Below are 21,861 nucleotides of genomic sequence, written 5' to 3'. Positions count from 1 at the left end.
GTAATTTTTTCTATATTTCTAAATATTCACAATTTACTTTCTTTTAAATTTTCACAATAATTGGAAAATGATCTGAATAGAATACTTGGTCGACTTCATATGATTTTATATCAATTATTGAGCTTACAAACACATAATCTATCCTTGAAGTTTTAAAAGTTGGATAAAAATCCTTACATAAATATTTAGCTACATCCTTATAAGAGCTTAAATTAATATTTCTTTCATTAAAATCACCACAAATCACAATATTTTTATTCTGATTTTTAGCAAAATCCAAAATTTCACTTATTTGTGTCTGTCTTTCTTCCATGTCCAATCCTAAGTGTGTATTTATAATAATTTTATCATCCATATCTATACTCAATAGCCCCCTTTGCTCTTTTTTACTACTTAGCAATACATGTGAACTATAATTTATTTTATTTTTACTTAATATACATATACCAAATTTCATTTTTCTATTATTTACATGCAATCCAAATACGCCATCCATCTTTAATAATATTTTCATAAGCTTAAATTGATAATATAAAACTTCTTGAAGACAAATAACATCACAATCTAAAGATTTTAAATATCCTATAAGTTGAAATAATGTCATTCTTCTAAATTCATCCGTACCTATATGTATGTTATAACAAATTAACTTCAAATTATTTCACCTCCTATCATAGGTTTATTACAAAATAATATTCATAAGATTAAATAATTATCCTTTTAAATTTTTTCATAATAAAAAGAAGACAATTTATTTGTCTTCTTTAATATATACACTTAATTTATAAATTAAAATCTAAAATCTCTTTCTCCATTTGCAATTTTTATTAATCTCTCTTCTACTATTTCTCTAACTTTATCTTTAGGTATTTTTTTAACTTCTTTTTTTATTAAATTTTCACCAGACTCTTTTGTTGATTCTGATGCATAATCTTCTAAGTACTCTTTTAAAGTCATAATAGCATTTGGTTGACAACAATTCGCTATTTGACCATTTTTACATAGTGCCATAAATCGATCTCCTGTTCTTCCCTCTCTATAACAGGCAGTGCAGAAACTTGGTATATAGTTCATATCTAGTAACCAGTTTACAACTTCATCTAAAGTTCTATCATCATCCACGTCAAATTGAGCACTTGTAATTTCTTCTTTTACTCCTTCTGCCCTATCTGCATATCCTCCTACACTTGTTGATGATGCACCACTTATTTGTGACACTCCTAAATGTAATACTTTTTCTCTAGTTTTTTGAGATTCTCTTGTTGAAACTATCATTCCTGTATAAGGTACTGCTAAACGAATTATTGCCACTATCTTTTGGAATATTTCATCTGATAAAGCTTCTGGGAATTCAGATACATCTATATCATCAGCTGGACGAAGTCTTGGCACACTTATTGTATGTGGTCCTACTCCAAATGCAGCTTCTAAATGTTCAGCATGCATTAATATTCCTACTAATTCATATTTATAAGTGCTAAGACCATACAGTACACCTAAACCTACATCGTCTATTCCAGCTTCCATAGCTCTATCATGAGCTTCTGTATGATAATTATAGTCATGTTTTGGACCTGTCGGATGAAGCATTTCATAAGATTCTTTATTATAAGTTTCTTGGAATAGTATATATGTACCTATACCTGCATCTTTCAATTTTTTATAGTTTTCTATAGTTGTAGCAGCTATATTTACATTTACTCTGCGAATTGCTCCATTTTTATGTTTTATACTATAAATAGTATCTATAGATTCTAATATATACTCTATTGGATTATTTTTTGGATCTTCTCCTGCTTCTAAAGCAAGTCTTTTGTGACCTAAATCCTGAAGCGCTATTACTTCTCTCTTTATTTCTTCTTGAGTTAGTTTTTTTCTAGCTATTTTCTTGTTTTTTAAATGATAAGGGCAGTATACACATCCATTTACACAATAATTTGATAAATATAATGGCGCAAACATTACAATACGATTTCCATAAAATCTTTTTTTAATATCTTCTGCCATTTTAAATATTCTTTCAATTAATTCTTCATCTTCACATTCAAGCAAAACTGCAGCTTCTCTATGAGTTAATCCTTTTGCTCTATTAGCTTTATCTAATATTCCTTCAATTAATTCTTTATTTCCTTTATTAGATTTTGCATACTCTAAACTTTGTAAAATCTCTTCATGATTGATAAATTCTTCTGCCTTTCTTGATTTTGGATCATAAACCATACTATTTCTCCTCCTAAAAATGTTTTCGCTGACAAATTAGAAGACATATATTATTAAGCACAAAAAGCCTTCGCCCAATGCGAAGGTCATCATAGACTTAATATATAACTGTCTTTTTACTTAAGATTTGTCTTAGTAATCAGACTAATTTTATATTATGATTACCTTCCCCTTCAGATGAAACTTTAGGGTCAGCCTAATTAAATAATAGCACTTTTTACATATTTTAGGTTGTTTTTATTAGATTTTTAATCAAATAAATAAAGCACTCTCATAAGGTTATGGGGGTGCTTTATTTATCTATTTACATACATAATTTCTTTTTGATATTTCGTAGTTTGAATACATTGAATCTTTTGTTACATCTGCCTTTATATTTAAAAAATCTGGAAGTAATATCTTTCCATTTTGATCTGTAGCTTCTATTTCTAATATTCCATACTTTTTATCATTGTTAAATACATCTAATTTGAAATATTGATTTTCATATACAAAACAGTGACGAGTCTTTATTATTGTAAATAATTGGTTATCTATTTCAGATAAATATGTTAAGTATAGTTTATCACTTATTTTCTTTTCTTTTCTAAAGGTTCTATAATTGTTAACTCTTTCTTTTTCAGTATAGTAATATGAGTAATTCTCTCCATTTCCTATTTGTCTAATCCTTCTTTCCACATTTGGATTAGAAGATTTTAAGTAATGCTGAACTATATCCATCTTTTCTGAAGTATTTATTATATTATTTATATCAATATTTTTAACATCTACTAAGTATTTACGTATAGTTCCCGTTGGCATATGTTCATCTAAATCATTGTATATTTCTTTTAATACTCTTTCTACTTTTCCTTCAAAATCTGTAGAGTTATCAAATATTCTTAGACGAGGATGTCCTACCCATGCATTTAATGTTAATTCATCTATTTGTCTTGCATCTTCTAATGATTCACTTCTCGCTGCATTATTAGCTAATGTGTAATGTTCTTCTGCTCCATTAGCAGTTGTTACTAAATGTAATACTAAATCATATCTATCTATTAATTCATTTTCAGTTGTTCCAAATTTGTCTAATATTACTTCAAATTCTTCCTTTGATACATAAGCCTTGTTGTCTAATAATCCTCTATCATAAAGTATTATTATCTTTTCAGAATCCATTTCTTTAGCTGCTTTTTCATAAACTTCTTCTTTCTTAAATTGAAGGTTTAAAAGGTAGTCCTGAAATATGAACATGTTCTCCTTACCTCCAAGTGGTGAAACACCACCTCTAATTAATTCTGTTGCTGTTTCTGAAACTATTAAAACCTTATACCCTTTTTCTTTAAAAGTATTCTCTATTAAATTAAGCATTGTACTTTTTCCAGAGCAAGGACCTCCAGTTATTACAATTTTTTTTATAGCTTTCACGTTGTTTCCTCCAATATTGTCAAATATCTTGTTATATTTATATATAAAACATTTTCTGTTTTTGTAATCATAAAAAGCGACACTTTTCTATTATATTGCATTTTTGTAAAAAGTGAATAGTTTTTTTGTTTCCAATTCTATTATTCGTATTAATATAATTTTCCTACATATATTATTCTTTATAATTTCATATAAATTATTATAAAAATACAAATAATACTATTAAATAATTCTCTAATAGATTAAAGAAAGGATCTTCTATGAAAAAAATCGGAATGAGAAATATAAAAACTGGCATTGCCGTTTTCTTTGCAACTCTAGCTGGATATTTAGGCATAGTTGAGACACCAGTTTATACAGTATCTGTTTGTGTATTTTCTATAAAAAACACTATTAAAGGTTCTATTAAAGATTCCTGGTCTAGAGTTTTAGGCACCTTACTTGGTGGTCTAATTGGTTTTTTATGTGCGCTTTTTTTCAAAGGTAATATTATTTCAGCTACTTTTGGAGTAATTTTAATTATATACATTTGTAATATATTAAAAATTTCTGATTCATCTGCCATCGCATCTGTAACATTTATTTCTATATGCCTAGGAATTAGTAATAATCATCCACTAAATTATTCTATTATGAGAACTATAGATACTTTAGTAGGAGTAATTATAGCTTTAGTTGTTAATTATGCTGTAAGTCGCAAAAGATATATAAAATACTTGTGGTCATCTTTCAACGCTGCTTATAATGACTGCCTAAATATTATTCATTCTATGGTAAAGAACAAAGACTTTTCTTCATTATATATAAAACTTAACAATAAACACTTTGAATTAGAAGAATATTATAATCAATTACTAGATGAAATTCCTTATTCTAAAGAAACTCATGATATAAATACTTTATATTATAAATTTGACATTGCAGAACAGTTAGTACATCATGTTCATGGGTTATACTTAATAGAAAAAAAAGTTTCCTCCATTGATACTAATTTAAATAAACCTATATATAAATATCATAAAGACAGTATTTTATCACTTCTAGATCAATCTATTGATCAAAAATAAAATCCAGAAAAAATTATTATCTTTTCTGGATTTTTTCTTCTATTATTTTATTGCTTCTAAAGCTTTTTCATAATTAGGTTCATTTGTAATCTCTTCTAGATATTCTACATATACAACTTTGTTATTTTCATCTACAACAAATACTGCTCTAGATAAAAGTCCAAGTTCATTTATATAAACTCCGTAATTATTTCCAAACTCTCTATCTTTGTAATCCGAAACTGTTTTTACTCTATCTATTCCAGCACCACCACACCATCTTCCTTGGGCAAATGGTAAGTCCATAGATACTGTATAAATTGTTACATTTTCATCTAGTTTAGTTGCTTCTTGGTTAAACTTTCTAACTTCCATGTCACAAACTGGAGTATCTAAAGATGGTACTGTTAAAAATACTCTTTTTCCTTTTGTATCACTAAGCTTTAATGGATTTAAATCATTATCTACAACAGTAAAATCAGGAGCCATATCTCCTACCTTTACTTGAGTTCCTTTTAATGTTAATGGGTTTCCTTGAAATGTTACTTTCATCATAATACCTCCTACAAAAATTATTACTATAATTAGTTTTAAGTTTTACTGTATTATTTATACCCATTTTAATTTTTATTAAATTAATAATTTCAATTTATATAATAAAAATGTATAAACAAAGTAAATTGCTTATACATTTAATATGTAAATATAATTTAAGCACTAAGCTTATTATCTTTATGTTTTTTGTTATATACTTTTGTCATATAGAAGTATAATGGCACTACTAAAATCATACCACCAAGTCCCCATACTATTTTCATAGGTGCATCTATTCCTGCTTTTACTAATAATATTACACTTAATAATGTTGCAAATACTGGTATAAATGCTCCACCTGGTATTTTAAAGCTTACTTCTTTATCTGCAAATTTCTTTCTTAATATTAACACAGCTAAACACGTTGGTATATATTGTATAAATCTAGATACAACACTTATTTGAGATAGTGTTGTAAATGAACCTGACCAAGCTATTAAAAGTGTACCTATCACTGATATTATAACTGACACATAAGGAACTCCTTTAGAGTTAGTTCTTCCTAAAAATGCTGGCATTAGACCTTGCTCAGCTAAAGCCGCTCCTGATCTTGGTGTAAATATAGAAGATGCTATATTTATACCACCAACAGATATTATAGTTCCTATTGTTATTATATATCCACCAGTACTTCCCATCATTACTTTGGCTGCATCTGCAACTGGATTCGCCGCTCCGCTTAAATCATTTCCTAAAATACCTATACTTACTGCTAAAACTAAAACATATACTAAAGACACTATAAGCATAACTACTGTTAAAGCTTTAGGTACATTTTTTCTTGGATTTTCCATATCATTAGCAGCTACAGCCAATGATTCAAATCCTGTAAATGCATAAAATAAAGAAATTGCAACAGCAACAAATGCTGAAGATGTAGTTTGTCCTTCTGGTATTATTACAAAAGGTTGGAAATTACCACCTTTTATAAAGAATATACCTACCGCAATAAAAAATACTAATGGAACAAGCTTTCCAATTGTCATTATATTGTTTAATATTTTTGATGAATCAACACCTCTTAAACTTACACAACCTAAACCAACTAATAAAATACCTATAATTACATTTTTAATAAATGGATCTGCTGCTTGTGGCCAAATTGATGATAGAACAACTGCAAAGAAATTTGCCATTGTTGCCCAAGCTATCATACTTACTGCCCATTTCATTACTCCAACTTGAAAACCTACAAAATCACCAAATGCTTCTTTTGCATAAAGGTAAGGTCCTCCATTTTCTTCAAACCAACTTCCAGCTTCTGCAAAACATAGTGCGATGGATATTGCTAAAAGCATACAAAAACCTAGTACTAGTATACTTGATGGTCCCACTTTAGAATAAGCTTCTCCTGGTAGTCCAAATATTCCTGTTCCTATTATGGCATTAATCCCTAACAGTACAATACTTCCAAATCCCATTTTTTTAACCGTATTTTTACTCATGGTTAATCCTCCTAATTAAATAATTATCTTGTTTTAGAGTTTTTTTGTTACTTCCGTAAACTGTATTAATAAAAGTATTATTTTATTTACAAGCTTCTTCCACTAAAGCTGTAAATATTTTTTTCATTACTGTATTTTCTTTAGCCATCATTTCTGGATGCCATTGAATACCTACTACAAATTGTTCTCCTTCTTTTTCTATTGCTTCTACTACTCCATCTTTGGCATTAGCACTAACAATATATCCTGGAGCTACTTTATTTACTGCTAAGTGATGAAAACTATTTGTTAGTACAGTATTTTCACCCAATATTTTATGTAATCTTGTTCCTTCTTTTATTTCTACTGTATGTGTAGCTACATTTGATAAATGCTGTTGGTTATGTTTTATGTAACATCCTTCAATTAAGGATAAATCTTGATATAAGCTTCCTCCTTCTGCAACATTTATTATTTGCTCTCCTCTACAAATTCCTAAAATAGGCTTATTCATTTCTAAAGCAATTTTTAATAATTTTATATCAAATTCATCTCTTTTAGGTAAAATACCACCTAGTTTACTATGCGGCTCTTCTCCATATTGTAATGGATTCACATCATGTCCACCTGATAATATTAAAGCATCTAAATTTGATACTTGGCATCTTATAATATCTTCATCATTTATCATTGGCACTATATAAGGTATTGCATCACAACTTGCCACACTTTGAACATAATCATTATTTACATAAGCTCTTTCATAACCAGGAAACATTCCTCCTTCATCCACTATCATGCTACCTGATATACCTATAATTGGTTTCTTCTTCATATAAATCGCTCCATTTCTTTGATGTTATAAAACTTTTCTCATCTAAATATATTAGCAATTTATGTGCCAACTTTTCCAAATTATTATATTTTTTAAATTTCATTTTATATTTAGTAGTTTCACATTAAAATAGTTTAATTCTTAACAATTTTAAGAAAAATTTTTCTTTTTTTTATAATTACATATGATTTTGCATTTACTTTTATTTAAATTTTGTACTTAAATAATAAAATAGGTAGATAAATAGGTTTAAAAATAACCTGTTTATCTACCTATTTTATTTAGTAATCTTATTCCTTTATTAGTTAGTTCACTACCTTTTCTTCCAACTTCACTTTCTATAATATCAAGTTCCTTTAATGAAGTAAGTATATTTCTAACTTCACCTTCACTAATAACAACTTCTTTCTCCATTAATCTATTCATTATGCTATTTCTTCCAGCTGATTTATTTTCCAAATTAAAATTTCTAATTATATTAATTACTTCTCTTATTTTATTTAATTCAAATTTCATTTGTATATTTTTAATATCTTCATCTAAATCATAATTTAAAAGATAATAAGGTAAATTTTCTATTATCACTTTATTATTTTCAACCATTGTATCTATATACAGTGCTACATTTCTCAGCTCTCTAATATTACCTGGCCAATTATATTTATTTAAGATATTTTTTACTTCATCACTTAATTCGCGTTTATTTGATATAAATGATTGTAATAGCATAAGTATATCTTCTTTTCTATCTTTTAAGGCCGGTATATTAATAGGTAGAACATTTATCCTATAATACAAATCAGATCTAAACTTTTCTTCTTTAACCATCTTTAATAAATCTCTATTGGTTGCAGCTATTATCCTAACATCAATATTTATGATGTTGTTTGATCCAATGCGCATAACCTGTTGTTCTTGTATAACACGAAGTAATTTTGTTTGAAGATATACTGGCATATCTCCTATTTCATCTAAGAATATTGTCCCATTATTAGCTTGCTCAAATAATCCTTTTTTACCTCCTTTTAATGCACCTGTGAATGAACCTTCTTCATATCCAAACAACTCACTTTCCATTAAATTTTCTGGCATAGCTGCACAATTTACAGCAATAAAAGGCTGATTAGCTCTTAAAGATTCATTATGTATAGATTGGGCCATTAATTCTTTTCCTGTACCACTTTCTCCAGTAATTAATACAGTATGATCAGATTTTGCAATCCTTTTCGCTAACTTTATAGTGTTTTCTAAAATTGGAGATTGTGTTTTAATATCATCAAAATTATATCTAGCTATCTGTCCACTATATCTTAATTTTTTACTAAGATTTTGCTCTAGTTTTTTAATATGAGTAATTTCTTGAATACAAAAATAAGTACCTGTATTTTTTCCAAAACTATTTATTTTATATTTGTTTATATTCAAATATTTATTCTTGTACTTAACTACTTCATCTTCAGCTTCTTTTAATTCAAAAATTTTTCTTATTTCTACATTATCTATATCTGTAACTTTCTTACCAACTATATATTCATCCATATCTAATATATTTTTTAAGCTTTCATTACATATAGTTATCTCATTTTTATTTGAGATTAATATCATTCCATTTTGAGATAAATTTATTATAGAGTTTAATTCTTCATTTATAATAGTTAAATACTTATATGTGTTATTAATTCCAGAGTATAAACTTATAACTTCATCACAATATTTAATTAAATTTTTTGTAACATCTTTATCTTCAATTTTTAATTTAGTCATTATTTGAATAAATGTCGAACTATCTATGTATCTATGACCTAAATCAATTATATTTTCTATATAATTGGGAACTAAGTTTGACTCTCCAGGTGTAACTGCAACTTTGATATTGCTTTGGTCTATATTTTTATTGTATAAAACAAAGTTAAGATGATTTACTCCTAAACCATATAAACTTGAGATTGTTTCTATTATAGTATGTTCATTATCATTTACAACTAAAACATCCATACCTTCTGGTAATGCAAATAATTTATATATATCCTTTTGTCTAATACTTCTATTTATTTTTATAATTTTACTAGTATCATCTACATACTCTTTCACTTTTACAACTCTATCATTAATCATAACAAGTATTACATCGTCATTTATTAAATGATTTTTTTCAAGATTTTTAAACTGATAATTATTTATTTTTACTTTTTCACCAAATATTAATCTAATATTTTCATTTAAAAATATTTCTAGTTTTGTTACTCCATCTGTAACTATTCCTATTGTTTTCATCTTTTCCCCCAGCTATTAATATATTTTTAGCTAGATTTAATTTTATCATAAATTTAGAATCTTAAAATTACATTTTTTATTTTTATTCAAATTTTACATTTAATAAATTTTTATATTTTCTTTGCTTAAGTTCATCAATACTTAAGTCCAAAAGTTCTTTCAATTGTTTCCTTCTTATTACAACATCCTGTGTATTATTTATTATAAACTGCCTATTTTCACCCAGTAAATTTACATACTCTTCATAACTTTCATCGTAAACTTCTCCTAATTCTTTTCTTATCTTTGCTGATAAAGAAGGGCTTTTTCCACCAGTAGAGACACTTAGTAATAAATCTCCTCTTTTCACAAAAGAAGGCACTGTAAAATTAGATAAATCTACATCATCAACTACATTTACTAATTTTGCATATTCTATACAATAAGTTCCTATTTGATGATTTACATCTTTATTATTAGTAGCAGCAACTACAACAAAAGCTTCTTTTATATATTTTTCATTATAACTATCTTCTATAATTTCTATTTCCTCTTTTATATTTTCAAACTCTTTTATAAATTCTTCACTTACTACTACTAATTTTTTGTTAAAAGCAAGAAAGTTTATGCATTTTCTATATGCTACCTTTCCACCACCTATAACAACAATTTTCATATCATCTATTTTTAAATTAATTGGATAATACATAACATCCCCCCTATTCTATAATTATGTAGTTCTAATTATATTTTAATATAATTTTTAATAACTAAAAATACCTTAAAGAAGTTTTGTAAACTAACTTTAAGGTATTTCTAATTTCTACTTTATTGAAAATCTATAACTATTTTGTGATTTAAAATCATCTTGTTTAACTTCTATTCTATAATTAAATATTGGTCCATCTACTACAAATGTATGATACTCGCCATTTTCTCCACAAGGATCAGAACCAGTAGATTTAATCTTTTCCACCAATTCTTTTGTTAGCGTTTTTCCCAAGAAATCTTCATTCATATAATCTAAGTTTACTTTCTTAATTATAGCTTTGAATCCATTATCTATAGCTTCATGAACAAGTTTTTCTCTATTTTCTTTCCATAAAGGAAATTCATAGTTTAAACCTGTATTGATTGCCCTATCTATTCCCCACTGTTTATGTAGTTCAATATCAATATCTCCATATACTACTGAAGTTGCACCCATTTCCTTTGCCACCTTAAGTTTTTCTTCAAACTTAATTTCGTATTCTGAAACATCGCATTCTGCATAAATAACAGGTATTTCTAAGCTTTTGCTAACTTGTTCAAGTAAATCATAGCTTAAACCATGAGTCCAAGTTTCACAATCAGATTTTTTCACAGTAGTTAGAAGGGCTACTGGAATACACCCTTCTTGTATTTTTCTATATAAAGCTAACATACAATCTTTTCCACCACTATATGATAAAACAAATTTATTATTCATAATCTTTCCTCCAATATGTTTTATCACTTATATTAGCTAGTTATTTTTTAACATTTTAGCTATGTCTTTAGCAAAATAAGTGATTATTATTGTAGCTCCTGCTCTTTTTATAGACATAACTGCTTCATAAATAGCACTTTCATTTAGTAATCCTTCTTTAACAGCTAATTTTAACATTGAGTATTCTCCACTTACATTATAAGCCGCTATTGGTAAATCAAAGTTATCTTTGAATCTTTGTATTACATCTAAATAAGATAGGGCTGGTTTAACCATTATTATATCAGCACCTTCTTCAACATCTAATTGTCCTTCTATTACTGCTTCATTTGTATTTGCTGGATCCATTTGATAAGTTTTTCTGTCACCAAATTGAGGTGCAGAGTTTGCAGCTTCTCTAAATGGTCCATAGAATGATGATGCATATTTAGCACTATAAGCCATTATAGCTACATTTTCAAATCCATTACTATCTAAAACTTCTCTTATTGATTCTATTCTTCCATCCATCATATCAGATGGTGCAACCATATCAGCTCCAGCCTGTGCATAGCTTAAAGATATTTTTGCAAGGTAGTCTAAAGTTTTGTCATTATGTACATATCCAGTATCAGTTAATATTCCACAGTGACCATGGCTAGTATATTCACACATACATACATCACATATAACATCCATTTCTGGATTTATTTCCTTTATTTTTCTTACTGCTCTTTGAACCCCACCTTCTGGATTAAATGCTTCACTTGCACAACAATCTTTTTTCTCATCATCTGGCACACCAAATAGTAATATGTGCTCAATTCCAAGTTCTGTTAATTCTTTTATTTCATCATCTAACATATCAACTGAAAAATGATAAACTCCTTCCATTGATGATATTTCTCTTTTTATGTTTTCTCCATCTACTATAAATAATGGATAAATTAAATCTTCCACTTGTAATTTTGTTTCTCTAACTAAATTTCTTATAGCTTTACTACTTCTTAATCTTCTTGGTCTTCTTAACATGTTAGTTCCCCCATTTGTATTTTTTCATTATTTGATATTGCATCTATCATACTGTCAATTGTCGCTACTTCAGCTTCTCTATAAACTTCTAATCCAAAGTCCTCTATGGTTTTGCTAGTTATTGGACCTATGGATATTATATTTTTGTTTTTTAGTTTTTTGAGATTTTCTTCTCCTATTAAAGTTATAAAGTTTTTAACTGTTGAAGAGCTGGCAAAAGTAATATAATCAACTTTTTCATCTTCTATTACTTCTAGGGCCAAATCTTTTTTATTATTATCTATAACTGACTCATAAGTAATAACTTCTTTAATATAACATTTCTCACTTAATTTATTCACTAAGAAATCTCTAGCATTTTTTGCTCTTGGAATTAAAATTTTATCATTTTCATTAATAATATTTTTTAATTCTTCATAAAGGCCTTCAGCCACATATTTTTGTGGAACTATATCAGCAATTACTCCTCTTGATTTAATAGATTTTGCAGTTTCTCCTCCAACAGCGCAAATTTTACTATTGCAAAGAACTCTTGAGTCATATCCCATTTCATTTAACTTATCAAAGAATATATCCACTGCATTTTTGCTACTAAATAGTATATAAGTATAATCTTTTATTCTATCTATTTCTACTCCTAGTTCTTTATTATCCTCAACCTTTTGGATTTTTATAGTTGGGATTTCGATTGGATTTCCACCCATATCACTAATTTTCTCAGCTAATACACTACTTTGTGTTCTACATCTAGTAACCACAATATTTTTTCCAAACAGTGGTCTTTCCTCAAAGAAGTTTAGCTTCTCTCTAAGGTTTACAACACTTCCAACTACTATTAAAGTAGGTGGTTTAACATTTTCTTCAATTGCTACTTCATGAGCATTTTCTAAAGTAGCTGTTACAACCCTTTGATTAGATCTTGTTGCCCAACTAATAAAGGCCACTGGAGTATTTTTATCTTTACCTTCTTTAATTAGGTTTTCGCTTATATTTTTTAAGTTGGCAATTCCCATCAAAAACACTAAGGTACCTTTTACATTTGCTAGAGCATTCCAATTTATTTCCTTTGTTTCTTTCCCATCTTTTCTAGGATGGCCTGTTATAATGTGGAAAGATGAAGCATGATCTCTGTGAGTTATAGGAATACCTGCATAACATAGACCTCCTATTGGAGAAGTTATTCCTGGAACTACTTCAAAATCAATATTTTCATCACGAAGAAGTTCTGCTTCTTCTCCCCCTCTACCAAATACATAAGGATCTCCACCCTTTAATCTAACAACAATCTTTCCTTCTAATGCCTTATCAGCAATCAATCTGTTTATGTCATCTTGTGGTAATATATGATTACTAGACGCTTTTCCTACATTTATAAATATACAGTCTTTCTTTGCTTCTTCTAAGTATTTAACGTTAGCTAACCTATCATAAACTATTACATCTGCTTTTCTTATACATTCTAACCCTTTCAGAGTTATAAGTTTATAATCTCCAGGTCCTGCCCCCACTAAGTAAACTTTTCCCTTCATAGTTTTCATACTCCTTAAATTCACTATAACTTGTTGTATTCCTTAAGAACTTCTTCTGCCAAATCAAATCCTATTTTAGCAGAGTCTTTAACACTTCCTTCTATTGATTTTACAACTAGTTTTTTACCTTCTTCGTCTCCATAAATACCGGTTAATATTAATTTATCATCATTAATTTCACAATAAGCCCCCATAGGAACATGGCAACCTCCGTTAACTCCTGCTAAAAATCCTCTCTCTGCTGCTACTTGTATTTCTGTTGTTTCATCTTTAATATGAGAAATTATTTCTTCCATATGTAAATCATTTTCTCTTATTTCCAGAGCAAGTGCTCCTTGAGCTGGAGCCGGTATCATTATATTAGTTGGTAGGTAATAACTAATACGTTCCTCCAATCCTGCTCTTAATAAGCCTGCTGCTGCTAATACAATACCATGAAGATTTTCATCTTCTATTTTTCTTATTCTAGTATCGATATTTCCTCTTATAGGTACTATTTCTAAATCAGGTCTATATTTAAGGAGTTGATATATTCTTCTTTTACTTCCTGTACCAATTCTTGCTCCATGAGGCAAATCTTCTAGTGTTTTGTAGTTTCCCTTTAAAACAAGAATATCTCTAGGATCTTCTCTTCTTGGCACATTTGCAAATTTTAATCCTTCTGGAAGACTTGATGGCATATCCTTCATACTGTGTACAGCTAAATCTATTTCTCTATCTAAAAGTTGCTGCTCAATCTCTTTTGTAAATAGGCCCTTATCTCCTATTTTATGCAAAGGTAAATGCGTCACTAAATCACCCTTTGTTTTTATTACCTTGATTTCGAATTCAATGTCTGGATTAGCTTTTTTTAATTCTTCAACTACCCAGTTAGTTTGAATAAGGGCTAATTTACTACCTCGTGTTCCAACTACTATCTTCATATTAATTCTCCTTATTTTATAGGAATTCTGTTTTAACAAGATATTATCTTTTACTTCTATTTTTATTTACTAATATAGTTGAAAAATATGATATCTTCTCATCAATATGTTCATCTCTTAAATTAGTAAATACTTCTTCTTTATCTTGAGATGAATTACTAACTAGTATAGCATGATCAATTAGATCATGTTTTTTCAGTTTATCTATTACCATATTTATTTTTTTGTAAACTTTCATTAATACTAAACAATCATATTTTTCAAGAGCTTCGTCTATTTTATCCTCTTCCATAGTACATGGTATTACTATTAATGGATCTGTGTCCATTACTAGAGGAAAGTTTTGGTTTGATGCTATATTAGAAAATGATGAAATACCTGGTATAGTTTCTACTTCTATATCTTCCATTAATCTTTCCATTACATATACATAAGTACTGTATATCATAGGATCTCCCAATGTTACAAAACCAACATTTTTGCCTTTTTTAACATCTTCAACTATTTCACCTGATATTGAATTCCATACTTGTATTTTTTCTGTACCATTAAAATTCATAGGAAAATGTCTAGATTTTATTTCTAAGCCTTCTGGTAAATACTCATCAACTATTGATAATGCTAAGCTTTCTCCACCTTTTTTAGATTCTGGTGTATATAATATATCTAAATTTTTTAGTGTATTAACTGCCTTTACTGTTACTAATGAACTATCTCCTGGTCCAGTTCCAATTCCATAAAACTTTGCCATATTAATTTCCTCCAATTATTAAATGCTTACTTCTTCTAGTTCTTTCATACAATCTAGTGCATGGTTAACAAATTTCTCTTGTATGTATGGATTTTCTCCAAGTCCTTTTAAATGAACTTTCACATTAAATCCTTTATTTTCTAAAATAGTTTTCCATGAATCTTCCTCGTCACTGGCCATATCATTTATAGCATGATCACCTGCTACCAACATAAATGGCATTAAGTCTACTGTTTTTACATTTCTTTCTTTTAATAACTTAATTACTTGATCAATTTCTGGATATCCTTCAACCGTTCCAACATAAGCATTTATTCCATAATCTCTAAACATGTACTCTATGGCTGGATAAGAAGCATGACTTTCATGTTCTGTGCCATGTCCCATGAATACTAGGGCTTCATCTATATCCATTTTTTCAATATCTTGTTTTACAGCCAAAACAGTTTCTCTATAATCATCTATATAAGTTAATAGAGGTCTTCCTAAAGAAATTCTTTCAAATTTATCTTTAAATCCATCTACCATCTCTTTAAGTTTGTTATATTCTTCTCCACATATAATATGAAGGGATTGTACTATTACTTCTTCATAACCTTCATTATAAAGTTTCTCTAAAGCTTCTACTGGATTATCAATTATTAAGTTATCTCTTTTCTTTAATTTTTTTATAATCATACTCGAAGTAAATGCTCTATAGAAATCATAACCTTCAAAACTCTCTTTTATTTTATTTTCACAAGGCTCTATAGTTTTTTTCCTAGTTTCATGATAGCTAGTACCGAAACTTACTACCAATATAGCTTTTTTCATAACGTCTCTCCCTTATACTAAATCTAATTATTTACTATATTAAATCAATTAAATCTTGAATTTTTCCAACAGTATTTGGATAATTCATTTCTTTTCTCTTTATAATAATCACAGGAATATTTAAGTTTTCACAAGCTTTAATTTTTTCTAAAAATCCTCCTGCTACTCCACTTTCTTTTGTAATTACTAAGTCAATATTATATTGTTTGTATGTGGACTCATTCATTTCAACAGAAAAAGGTCCTCTCATAGCTATAATATTGTCTGCATTAAATCCTAATTCTTCACAACTAATTAACACTTCACTCGTTGGAAGTACCCTAGGAATCAAGTTTTTATTTTTTATTTTTTCTTTATATAAATATAAGTTTTTACTTCCTGTTCCAATAAAAATATTATGACCAATTTTATTGGCTATTTCACAGGCTTTTTCTATATCATTAACTATGTACTTATTTTTGTAATTTACCTCTTTTATTAAAGACTCTCTTTCAAATCTAATGTATTTTATATTTGTAATTTGTGACGCTTTAATAGCGTTTCTAGATACTTCTATAGCATAAGGATGAGTAGCATCTATTATTTTTGTAATACAATTTTCATTTATAAATTTAACCATATCTCCTATAGTTAGCTTTTTTAATATAATTTTATTTGAACATTTCTTTGCCAAATCTTCTCCATAAGAAGTTGTTACAGAAACTACATAATCAATATTTTTTTCATTTAATTTATGACATATTTCTATACTGTCCGAAGTTCCACCTAAAACTAAAATCATACTTCGTATCCTCTCGGAGTTATAATCAAATCATTATGTATATAAGTCGCTTTATTTCCTATAATCACCATAGTAGTCATATCAACTCTTTCAAATTCCATAGTATCAAATGTGCATATGAATTTTTCTTCCTTTTCTCTTCCCACATCTTTTACTATTCCTACTGGAGTTGATTTGTCCTTAAATTCTCCCATGATTTCAAAGGCCTTAGCTAAGTGCTCACTTCTTCCTTTACTTCTTGGGTTGTATAAACAAATAACAAAATCAGCTTCTGCAGCCAGCCTTAATCTTTTTTCTATAACTTCCCAAGGAGTCATCAAATCACTTAAACTTATATGGCAAAAATCATGCATTATAGGTGCTCCAAGTACTGCTGCCGCTCCTATACTTGCTGTAACACCTGGTACAACTTTGACTTTTATATCAACACCTTCTTTTGTTACTAACTCTAGTATAAGTCCTGCCATTCCATATATCCCAGCATCTCCACTACTTATAACAGCAACTTTTTTCCCTGTTTTTGCAATTTCTAAAGCTTGCTTACATCTTTCTATTTCTTTTCTCATTCCATTTTGCACAACTTCTTTGTCTGCAATAAATTCTGTTACTAAATCAATGTAAGTTTTATATCCTACTATAACTTCAGCATCTTCTATTGCATTTATTGCTTCAATAGTCATCAAGTTTTTGCATCCTGGTCCAATACCTACAACATATATCATATATTAACTCTCCCTACTGAAAATGTAATTCCATTGTATTTATGTTTTTCTATTATTAAATTTCCATTACTTAATAAGTGAGCCACAGGTTCTGCCACAGAGTGAACACCCACATTTTGTTTTACCCACTGTGACTTTTCATATAAATGTTCTACTTTTGATATTTCATCAGCTGTAAATGTTTTAAAAGGAATATTTAAATATTCACTTAAGTTTATCAAGGCTACTTCATTCTTTTTGATATCTATACTTCCTATCTCTTTTATTGCATTTATATCAATATTTTGCTTATGTAAAAAATCAGATAATGAATTTATCATATATTCTTTATCAATATTTTTTCTACATCCAATACCTATTACAATATTTTTAGGTACAACTTTAAGAATATTATTATTTATTAAGTTTAAATTTTTCTTATTACTTATTACTATTACTTGGTCTAATTTATTTACTTCATCCTGCTTGCATATATTAAATCCTCTTGTATCTATGTTGTAATCTCCATCTATAAAAAGATTCACAACTTCACCATTAACTAGCATAGAGTTTATTTTTAATACTTTATTTCTGAAATCATAAATATGAGCATTTAGTTTTTTTGCAATCATATCTAATGATGATTTATGGTTAACATCTGTAGCCGTAGTTATTACTGGATTTGAGTTTAATAAATTGCTTATATATAAAGTCATCTCATTTGCTCCACCCATGTGTCCGCTAAGCAAACTTATAATGTTTTTTCCCTTTTCATCGCTGACTAAAATAGCAGGGTCTATAAATTTATTTTCTATCAATGGCGCTATAGTTCTTACTACAATTCCGCATGCCATTATAAATATAATATAGTCATATTCACCAAAAATTTTTGGCACAAACTCCTTCAATTTTTTGTTTACATAAATAACATTATCTGCTTCTTTAACAGCATCCTTTTTTACATAGTATAAATGAGCAGTAGACATATTTCTTTTTATTTTTAATCCAAGCTCTTTCCCATTTTTAGTAATGGATAATATGGCTATTTTTTTATCCTCTGTATTCATGAACAAAGTCCTTATCATATAATTTTGAATTATTATATTCTTTTCCTAAAAATTCTCCCACCATTATTAATGCTGTTTTTCTTATATCAGCTTCTTTTACTTTTATTGCTATGTCTTGTAGAGTTCCTTTTACTACTTTTTCATCTGGCCAAGTTGCCTTATATACAACAGCTATTGGTGTTGTTTTATCATATCCACCATGAATTAGTTTTTCCACAACTTTTTCTATTTCTTGAACTGAAAGGAATATTACCATTGATGTTTGGTGAGCCGCAAAAGATTCTATTGATTCTTTTGGTGGCACTGGAGTTCTCCCTTCCATTCTTGTTATTACTACTGATTGAGATATTTCTGGAACTGTATATTCCACACCTAAAGCTGATGATGCTCCAAGGAAAGAACTCACCCCTGGAGTGCAATCATAATCTATATTTAATTTTGCTAAATCTTCAACTTGTTCTCTTATAGAACCGTATATTGAGAAGTCTCCTGTTTGAAGTCTAACAACTGATTTTCCTTCTTTAATTCCTTTTTCCATAACTTCTATTATTTCTTGTAAGTTCATATATGCGCTGTCATGAATTTCGCATCCTTCTTTACAATAATCTAAAAGCGCTGGGTTAACTAATGACCCTGCATATATTACCACATCTGCATTAGACAATAACTTATATCCTTTTAATGTTATTAACTCTTTATCTCCTGGTCCTGCTCCAACAAAATGTACTTTATTCATGTTCATCTTCTTCCCCTTTTTCGCATGATATTATGTAAATAGGATTGTGAGGTTTAAAATAATCTCGTCCTCCTAATTTTTCTAGTTTACTTATATTTAGTAGTGATACATCCACATTTTCAAAATTATATTTTTTTAGTAACTTCATTGTGTCATAAAAATTATCAATTAATATAAAATTGGCTACTAATCTTCCTCCTGGTATTAATAAATCTTTTGACCATTTTATTATTTCTTCCAGGTTATTTCCTGTTCCACCCAGAAAAATTCCATCAGCTTTTTCCTTTATTTCAATAGGAGCATAAGCTTGTATAACTTTTATATTTGATAAATTGAATTTTTCCACATTCTTGTTTATCAAATCTGTAGCTTCATGGTTTCTTTCAATCGCTATAACATTTAAATTATCATAAGTCTTGGCTGCTTCAATAGAAACACTTCCTGTACCTGCCCCCACATCTATAAAAGTTTTAGCTTTTTTTAAGTCTAATTTATTTAATGAGATGCTTCTAACTTCTTCCTTTGTTATAGGAACTTTTCCCCTAATAAATTCATCATTTTTCATCCAGTATCACCACAACATTCATTTCAAATTTTTCAACTGCTAATATGTCTTCAGCTTTTCCTATAGTTATTCTTTCATTATCATAAGATAAGTTTTCTCCCACAACAATTACTTTATTTAAGTTTCTTTTTTGTATTTCTTTACAAATTTCACGAGGACCTATTTTATTGTCAGTTACCATACATACCTTTTTATGGGATAAAATATAATCAAAATCAGGTATTTTGCCATGACTACTAGTAATATACACATCATTCATATCTACAAATATTTTTGAGAAAATATATTGTAATGAACTTATTCCAGATACTATATTTAAACTTTTATGATCTATATTATTTGATAAATACTTTCCTATTCCATAAATAGATGGGTCTCCTGATGCTATAACGCTTATGCTTTTATGTACATTTTTTTTAATATATTCTAAAACTTCCTCAAGATTAGTGGATAATACTATCTTCTCTCCCTTAAAATCTTTTACAGATTCTAAATTTCTTTTTCCACCAATTAGAACATTTGAAGAATAAATTAATTTTTCACCTAGTTTAGTTATATAATCAAACTCTCCCGGCCCCAGACCTATTATATTTATCATCTAAAATCCTCCATTAATAAATCTGCATTCTTTGATTTCCCAATCATTGATTTATCCATTCTAAACATATAAACTTCCACTTGTACATCTTCATTTAAATATTCTTCAGCTCTTTCTTTGCACTTGTTACAAAGTATGTTATATATTCCTGTGTAATTACTTTTATCTATTATTTCAACTGCACCTTCTGCCGTTACACATTCATTTATCTCTTTTAGAAAATCCAAATGCGCTCCCATTAATGCTAAATTTGCAATCATTATCTCATTTCTAGCATCACAAATCTTACTATGAGTATTAAAAATCCCTGCAGATATTTTTATAAACTTTCCAATATGACCTGCCATAAGTATTTTCTTAAATCCTAGTCTTTTTGCTTCGTTTAACATATATCCCACAAAATTGCTCATCCTAACACAGTTACTCATATCAATTTTTAGATAGTCTCTTATAAATTCCTCTCCATGGTTTCCTGGAACTAAAATGATTTTATCCATTCCTTGAGCTTTTTTCATTTCAAGTTCTATGGATAAAGATTTTTTCCAACCTTCTTCACTCATCGGCTCCACAATTCCAGTAGTACCAAGTATAGATATTCCACCAAGTATTCCAAGCTTTGAATTAAAAGTTTTCTTTGCTACTTCCTCACCTTTAGGGGCAAAAATAGTTATTTTTAATGATTTGTTATTTAATAAATCACTCTTTTCTCCTAAAACTTTTCTTACTTCATTTTTAATCATTTTCATTGGTACTGGATTTATAGCATGCTTTCCAACCTCAACACTTAAACCTTTTTTAGTTACTATTCCTATTCCTACTCCACCAGTTACAATAATATCTTCAGTATCTTTGTTTACCAATTCAGCTTTTGCAAATATATCCATAGCATGAGTTGCATCTATATCGTCGCCACCGTCTTTTTCTATGGAGCATATTGAATAATTATTTTTAATCTCAATATTTTTAACTTTTAATGTTAGTGGTATCCCTTTTGGCGTGTCTATATTTATACTTCCTATACTTTCTTTAGTAAAAAGCATATGTACAGATGCCTTTGATGCTGCTGCTGCACAAGAACCTGTAGTATATCCTCTTCTATATTTTTTTCCCTCAATATATACATACTCTTCCATAAA

Annotated in this window: 22 protein-coding genes; 1 reads left to right on the top strand and 21 read right to left on the bottom strand. The window is 28.3% G+C overall.

Annotation, left to right across the window (positions count from 1 at the left end):
• Positions 1-43: 43 nt before the first annotated feature.
• From TEGL_RS03475 to TEGL_RS03465, 3 genes are all read right to left on the bottom strand, one after another.
• Positions 44-655, bottom strand: coding sequence for an endonuclease/exonuclease/phosphatase family protein (locus TEGL_RS03475; protein WP_018592283.1), 612 nt, complete (start codon positions 653-655; stop codon positions 44-46).
• A 134-nt stretch (positions 656-789) separates the two neighbouring features.
• Positions 790-2,220: a [FeFe] hydrogenase H-cluster radical SAM maturase HydG gene (gene hydG / locus TEGL_RS03470; RefSeq protein WP_018592284.1), complete on the bottom strand. Its 1,431-nt coding sequence runs from the start codon at positions 2,218-2,220 to the stop codon at positions 790-792.
• Between the two features lie 300 nt (positions 2,221-2,520).
• Entirely contained in the window at positions 2,521-3,630 is a 1,110-nt protein-coding gene (locus tag TEGL_RS03465; RefSeq protein WP_018592285.1) for an AAA family ATPase, read from the bottom strand.
• Between the two features lie 260 nt (positions 3,631-3,890).
• On the opposite strand from TEGL_RS03465, the gene TEGL_RS03460 reads away from it, so the two are divergent.
• On the top strand, positions 3,891-4,697 hold the full coding sequence (locus TEGL_RS03460; RefSeq protein ID WP_018592286.1) for an FUSC family protein: 807 nt from the start codon (positions 3,891-3,893) through the stop codon (positions 4,695-4,697).
• 42 nt (positions 4,698-4,739) lie between these two features.
• Here the strand turns inward: TEGL_RS03460 and tpx are convergent, their stop codons facing one another.
• From tpx to cbiD, 18 genes are all read right to left on the bottom strand, one after another.
• On the bottom strand, positions 4,740-5,231 hold the full coding sequence (gene tpx / locus TEGL_RS03455; RefSeq protein ID WP_330360112.1) for a thiol peroxidase: 492 nt from the start codon (positions 5,229-5,231) through the stop codon (positions 4,740-4,742).
• 155 nt (positions 5,232-5,386) lie between these two features.
• The gene (locus TEGL_RS03450) at positions 5,387-6,715 is read right to left on the bottom strand and encodes an APC family permease (protein WP_018592288.1); all 1,329 of its coding nucleotides are present in this window, start codon (positions 6,713-6,715) and stop codon (positions 5,387-5,389) included.
• Between the two features lie 82 nt (positions 6,716-6,797).
• Positions 6,798-7,529 carry a gamma-glutamyl-gamma-aminobutyrate hydrolase family protein gene (locus TEGL_RS03445; protein ID WP_018592289.1) on the bottom strand — a complete coding sequence of 244 codons (732 nt, stop codon included), beginning with the start codon at positions 7,527-7,529 and terminating at the stop codon, positions 6,798-6,800.
• A gap of 264 nt (positions 7,530-7,793) precedes the next feature.
• Positions 7,794-9,803: a sigma-54 interaction domain-containing protein gene (locus TEGL_RS03440; RefSeq protein ID WP_018592290.1), complete on the bottom strand. Its 2,010-nt coding sequence runs from the start codon at positions 9,801-9,803 to the stop codon at positions 7,794-7,796.
• A gap of 82 nt (positions 9,804-9,885) precedes the next feature.
• On the bottom strand, positions 9,886-10,491 hold the full coding sequence (locus TEGL_RS03435; protein ID WP_018592291.1) for a precorrin-2 dehydrogenase/sirohydrochlorin ferrochelatase family protein: 606 nt from the start codon (positions 10,489-10,491) through the stop codon (positions 9,886-9,888).
• Between the two features lie 114 nt (positions 10,492-10,605).
• The gene (locus TEGL_RS03430; protein WP_018592292.1) at positions 10,606-11,250 is read right to left on the bottom strand and encodes a diphthine--ammonia ligase; all 645 of its coding nucleotides are present in this window, start codon (positions 11,248-11,250) and stop codon (positions 10,606-10,608) included.
• 36 nt (positions 11,251-11,286) lie between these two features.
• Positions 11,287-12,261 carry a porphobilinogen synthase gene (gene hemB / locus TEGL_RS03425; RefSeq protein ID WP_018592293.1) on the bottom strand — a complete coding sequence of 325 codons (975 nt, stop codon included), beginning with the start codon at positions 12,259-12,261 and terminating at the stop codon, positions 11,287-11,289.
• Positions 12,255-13,790, bottom strand: coding sequence for a uroporphyrinogen-III C-methyltransferase (gene cobA, locus TEGL_RS03420; RefSeq protein ID WP_018592294.1), 1,536 nt, complete (start codon positions 13,788-13,790; stop codon positions 12,255-12,257). Before cobA ends, hemB begins: the two co-directional genes overlap by 7 nt.
• A 23-nt stretch (positions 13,791-13,813) precedes the next feature.
• A complete protein-coding gene (gene hemC, locus TEGL_RS03415) occupies positions 13,814-14,713 on the bottom strand; it encodes a hydroxymethylbilane synthase (protein WP_018592295.1) in 900 nt (299 codons plus the stop codon).
• Between the two features lie 43 nt (positions 14,714-14,756).
• Positions 14,757-15,464, bottom strand: a complete 708-nt coding sequence (locus TEGL_RS03410) for a cobalt-factor II C(20)-methyltransferase (protein WP_018592296.1) — start codon at positions 15,462-15,464, stop codon at positions 14,757-14,759.
• An 18-nt stretch (positions 15,465-15,482) separates the two neighbouring features.
• The gene (locus TEGL_RS03405; protein WP_018592297.1) at positions 15,483-16,277 is read right to left on the bottom strand and encodes a sirohydrochlorin cobaltochelatase; all 795 of its coding nucleotides are present in this window, start codon (positions 16,275-16,277) and stop codon (positions 15,483-15,485) included.
• A 34-nt stretch (positions 16,278-16,311) separates the two neighbouring features.
• Positions 16,312-17,058 (bottom strand): precorrin-6A reductase, encoded by a 747-nt coding sequence (gene cobK, locus TEGL_RS03400; protein ID WP_018592298.1) that lies wholly within the window; start codon positions 17,056-17,058, stop codon positions 16,312-16,314.
• Positions 17,055-17,780 (bottom strand): precorrin-3B C(17)-methyltransferase, encoded by a 726-nt coding sequence (gene cobJ / locus TEGL_RS03395; RefSeq protein WP_018592299.1) that lies wholly within the window; start codon positions 17,778-17,780, stop codon positions 17,055-17,057. The genes cobK and cobJ overlap by 4 nt, the downstream gene beginning before the upstream one ends.
• The gene (cbiG, locus tag TEGL_RS03390) at positions 17,777-18,844 is read right to left on the bottom strand and encodes a cobalt-precorrin 5A hydrolase (protein WP_242827335.1); all 1,068 of its coding nucleotides are present in this window, start codon (positions 18,842-18,844) and stop codon (positions 17,777-17,779) included. Before cbiG ends, cobJ begins: the two co-directional genes overlap by 4 nt.
• Positions 18,810-19,562 (bottom strand): cobalt-precorrin-4 methyltransferase, encoded by a 753-nt coding sequence (locus tag TEGL_RS03385; protein WP_026255194.1) that lies wholly within the window; start codon positions 19,560-19,562, stop codon positions 18,810-18,812. The genes cbiG and TEGL_RS03385 overlap by 35 nt, the downstream gene beginning before the upstream one ends.
• A complete protein-coding gene (locus TEGL_RS03380; RefSeq protein ID WP_018592302.1) occupies positions 19,555-20,127 on the bottom strand; it encodes a decarboxylating cobalt-precorrin-6B (C(15))-methyltransferase in 573 nt (190 codons plus the stop codon). Before TEGL_RS03380 ends, TEGL_RS03385 begins: the two co-directional genes overlap by 8 nt.
• Positions 20,117-20,725: a cobalt-precorrin-7 (C(5))-methyltransferase gene (locus TEGL_RS03375; protein WP_018592303.1), complete on the bottom strand. Its 609-nt coding sequence runs from the start codon at positions 20,723-20,725 to the stop codon at positions 20,117-20,119. Before TEGL_RS03375 ends, TEGL_RS03380 begins: the two co-directional genes overlap by 11 nt.
• Complete coding sequence (cbiD, locus tag TEGL_RS03370; RefSeq protein WP_018592304.1) at positions 20,722-21,858, bottom strand: cobalt-precorrin-5B (C(1))-methyltransferase CbiD; 1,137 nt, start codon at positions 21,856-21,858, stop codon at positions 20,722-20,724. The genes TEGL_RS03375 and cbiD overlap by 4 nt, the downstream gene beginning before the upstream one ends.
• Positions 21,859-21,861 lie beyond the last annotated feature (3 nt).

Origin of the sequence: Terrisporobacter glycolicus ATCC 14880 = DSM 1288, from assembly GCF_036812735.1 — a bacterium.
Taxonomy (GTDB): domain Bacteria; phylum Bacillota; class Clostridia; order Peptostreptococcales; family Peptostreptococcaceae; genus Terrisporobacter; species Terrisporobacter glycolicus.
This window is presented reverse-complemented; position numbering and strand designations above follow the sequence as displayed.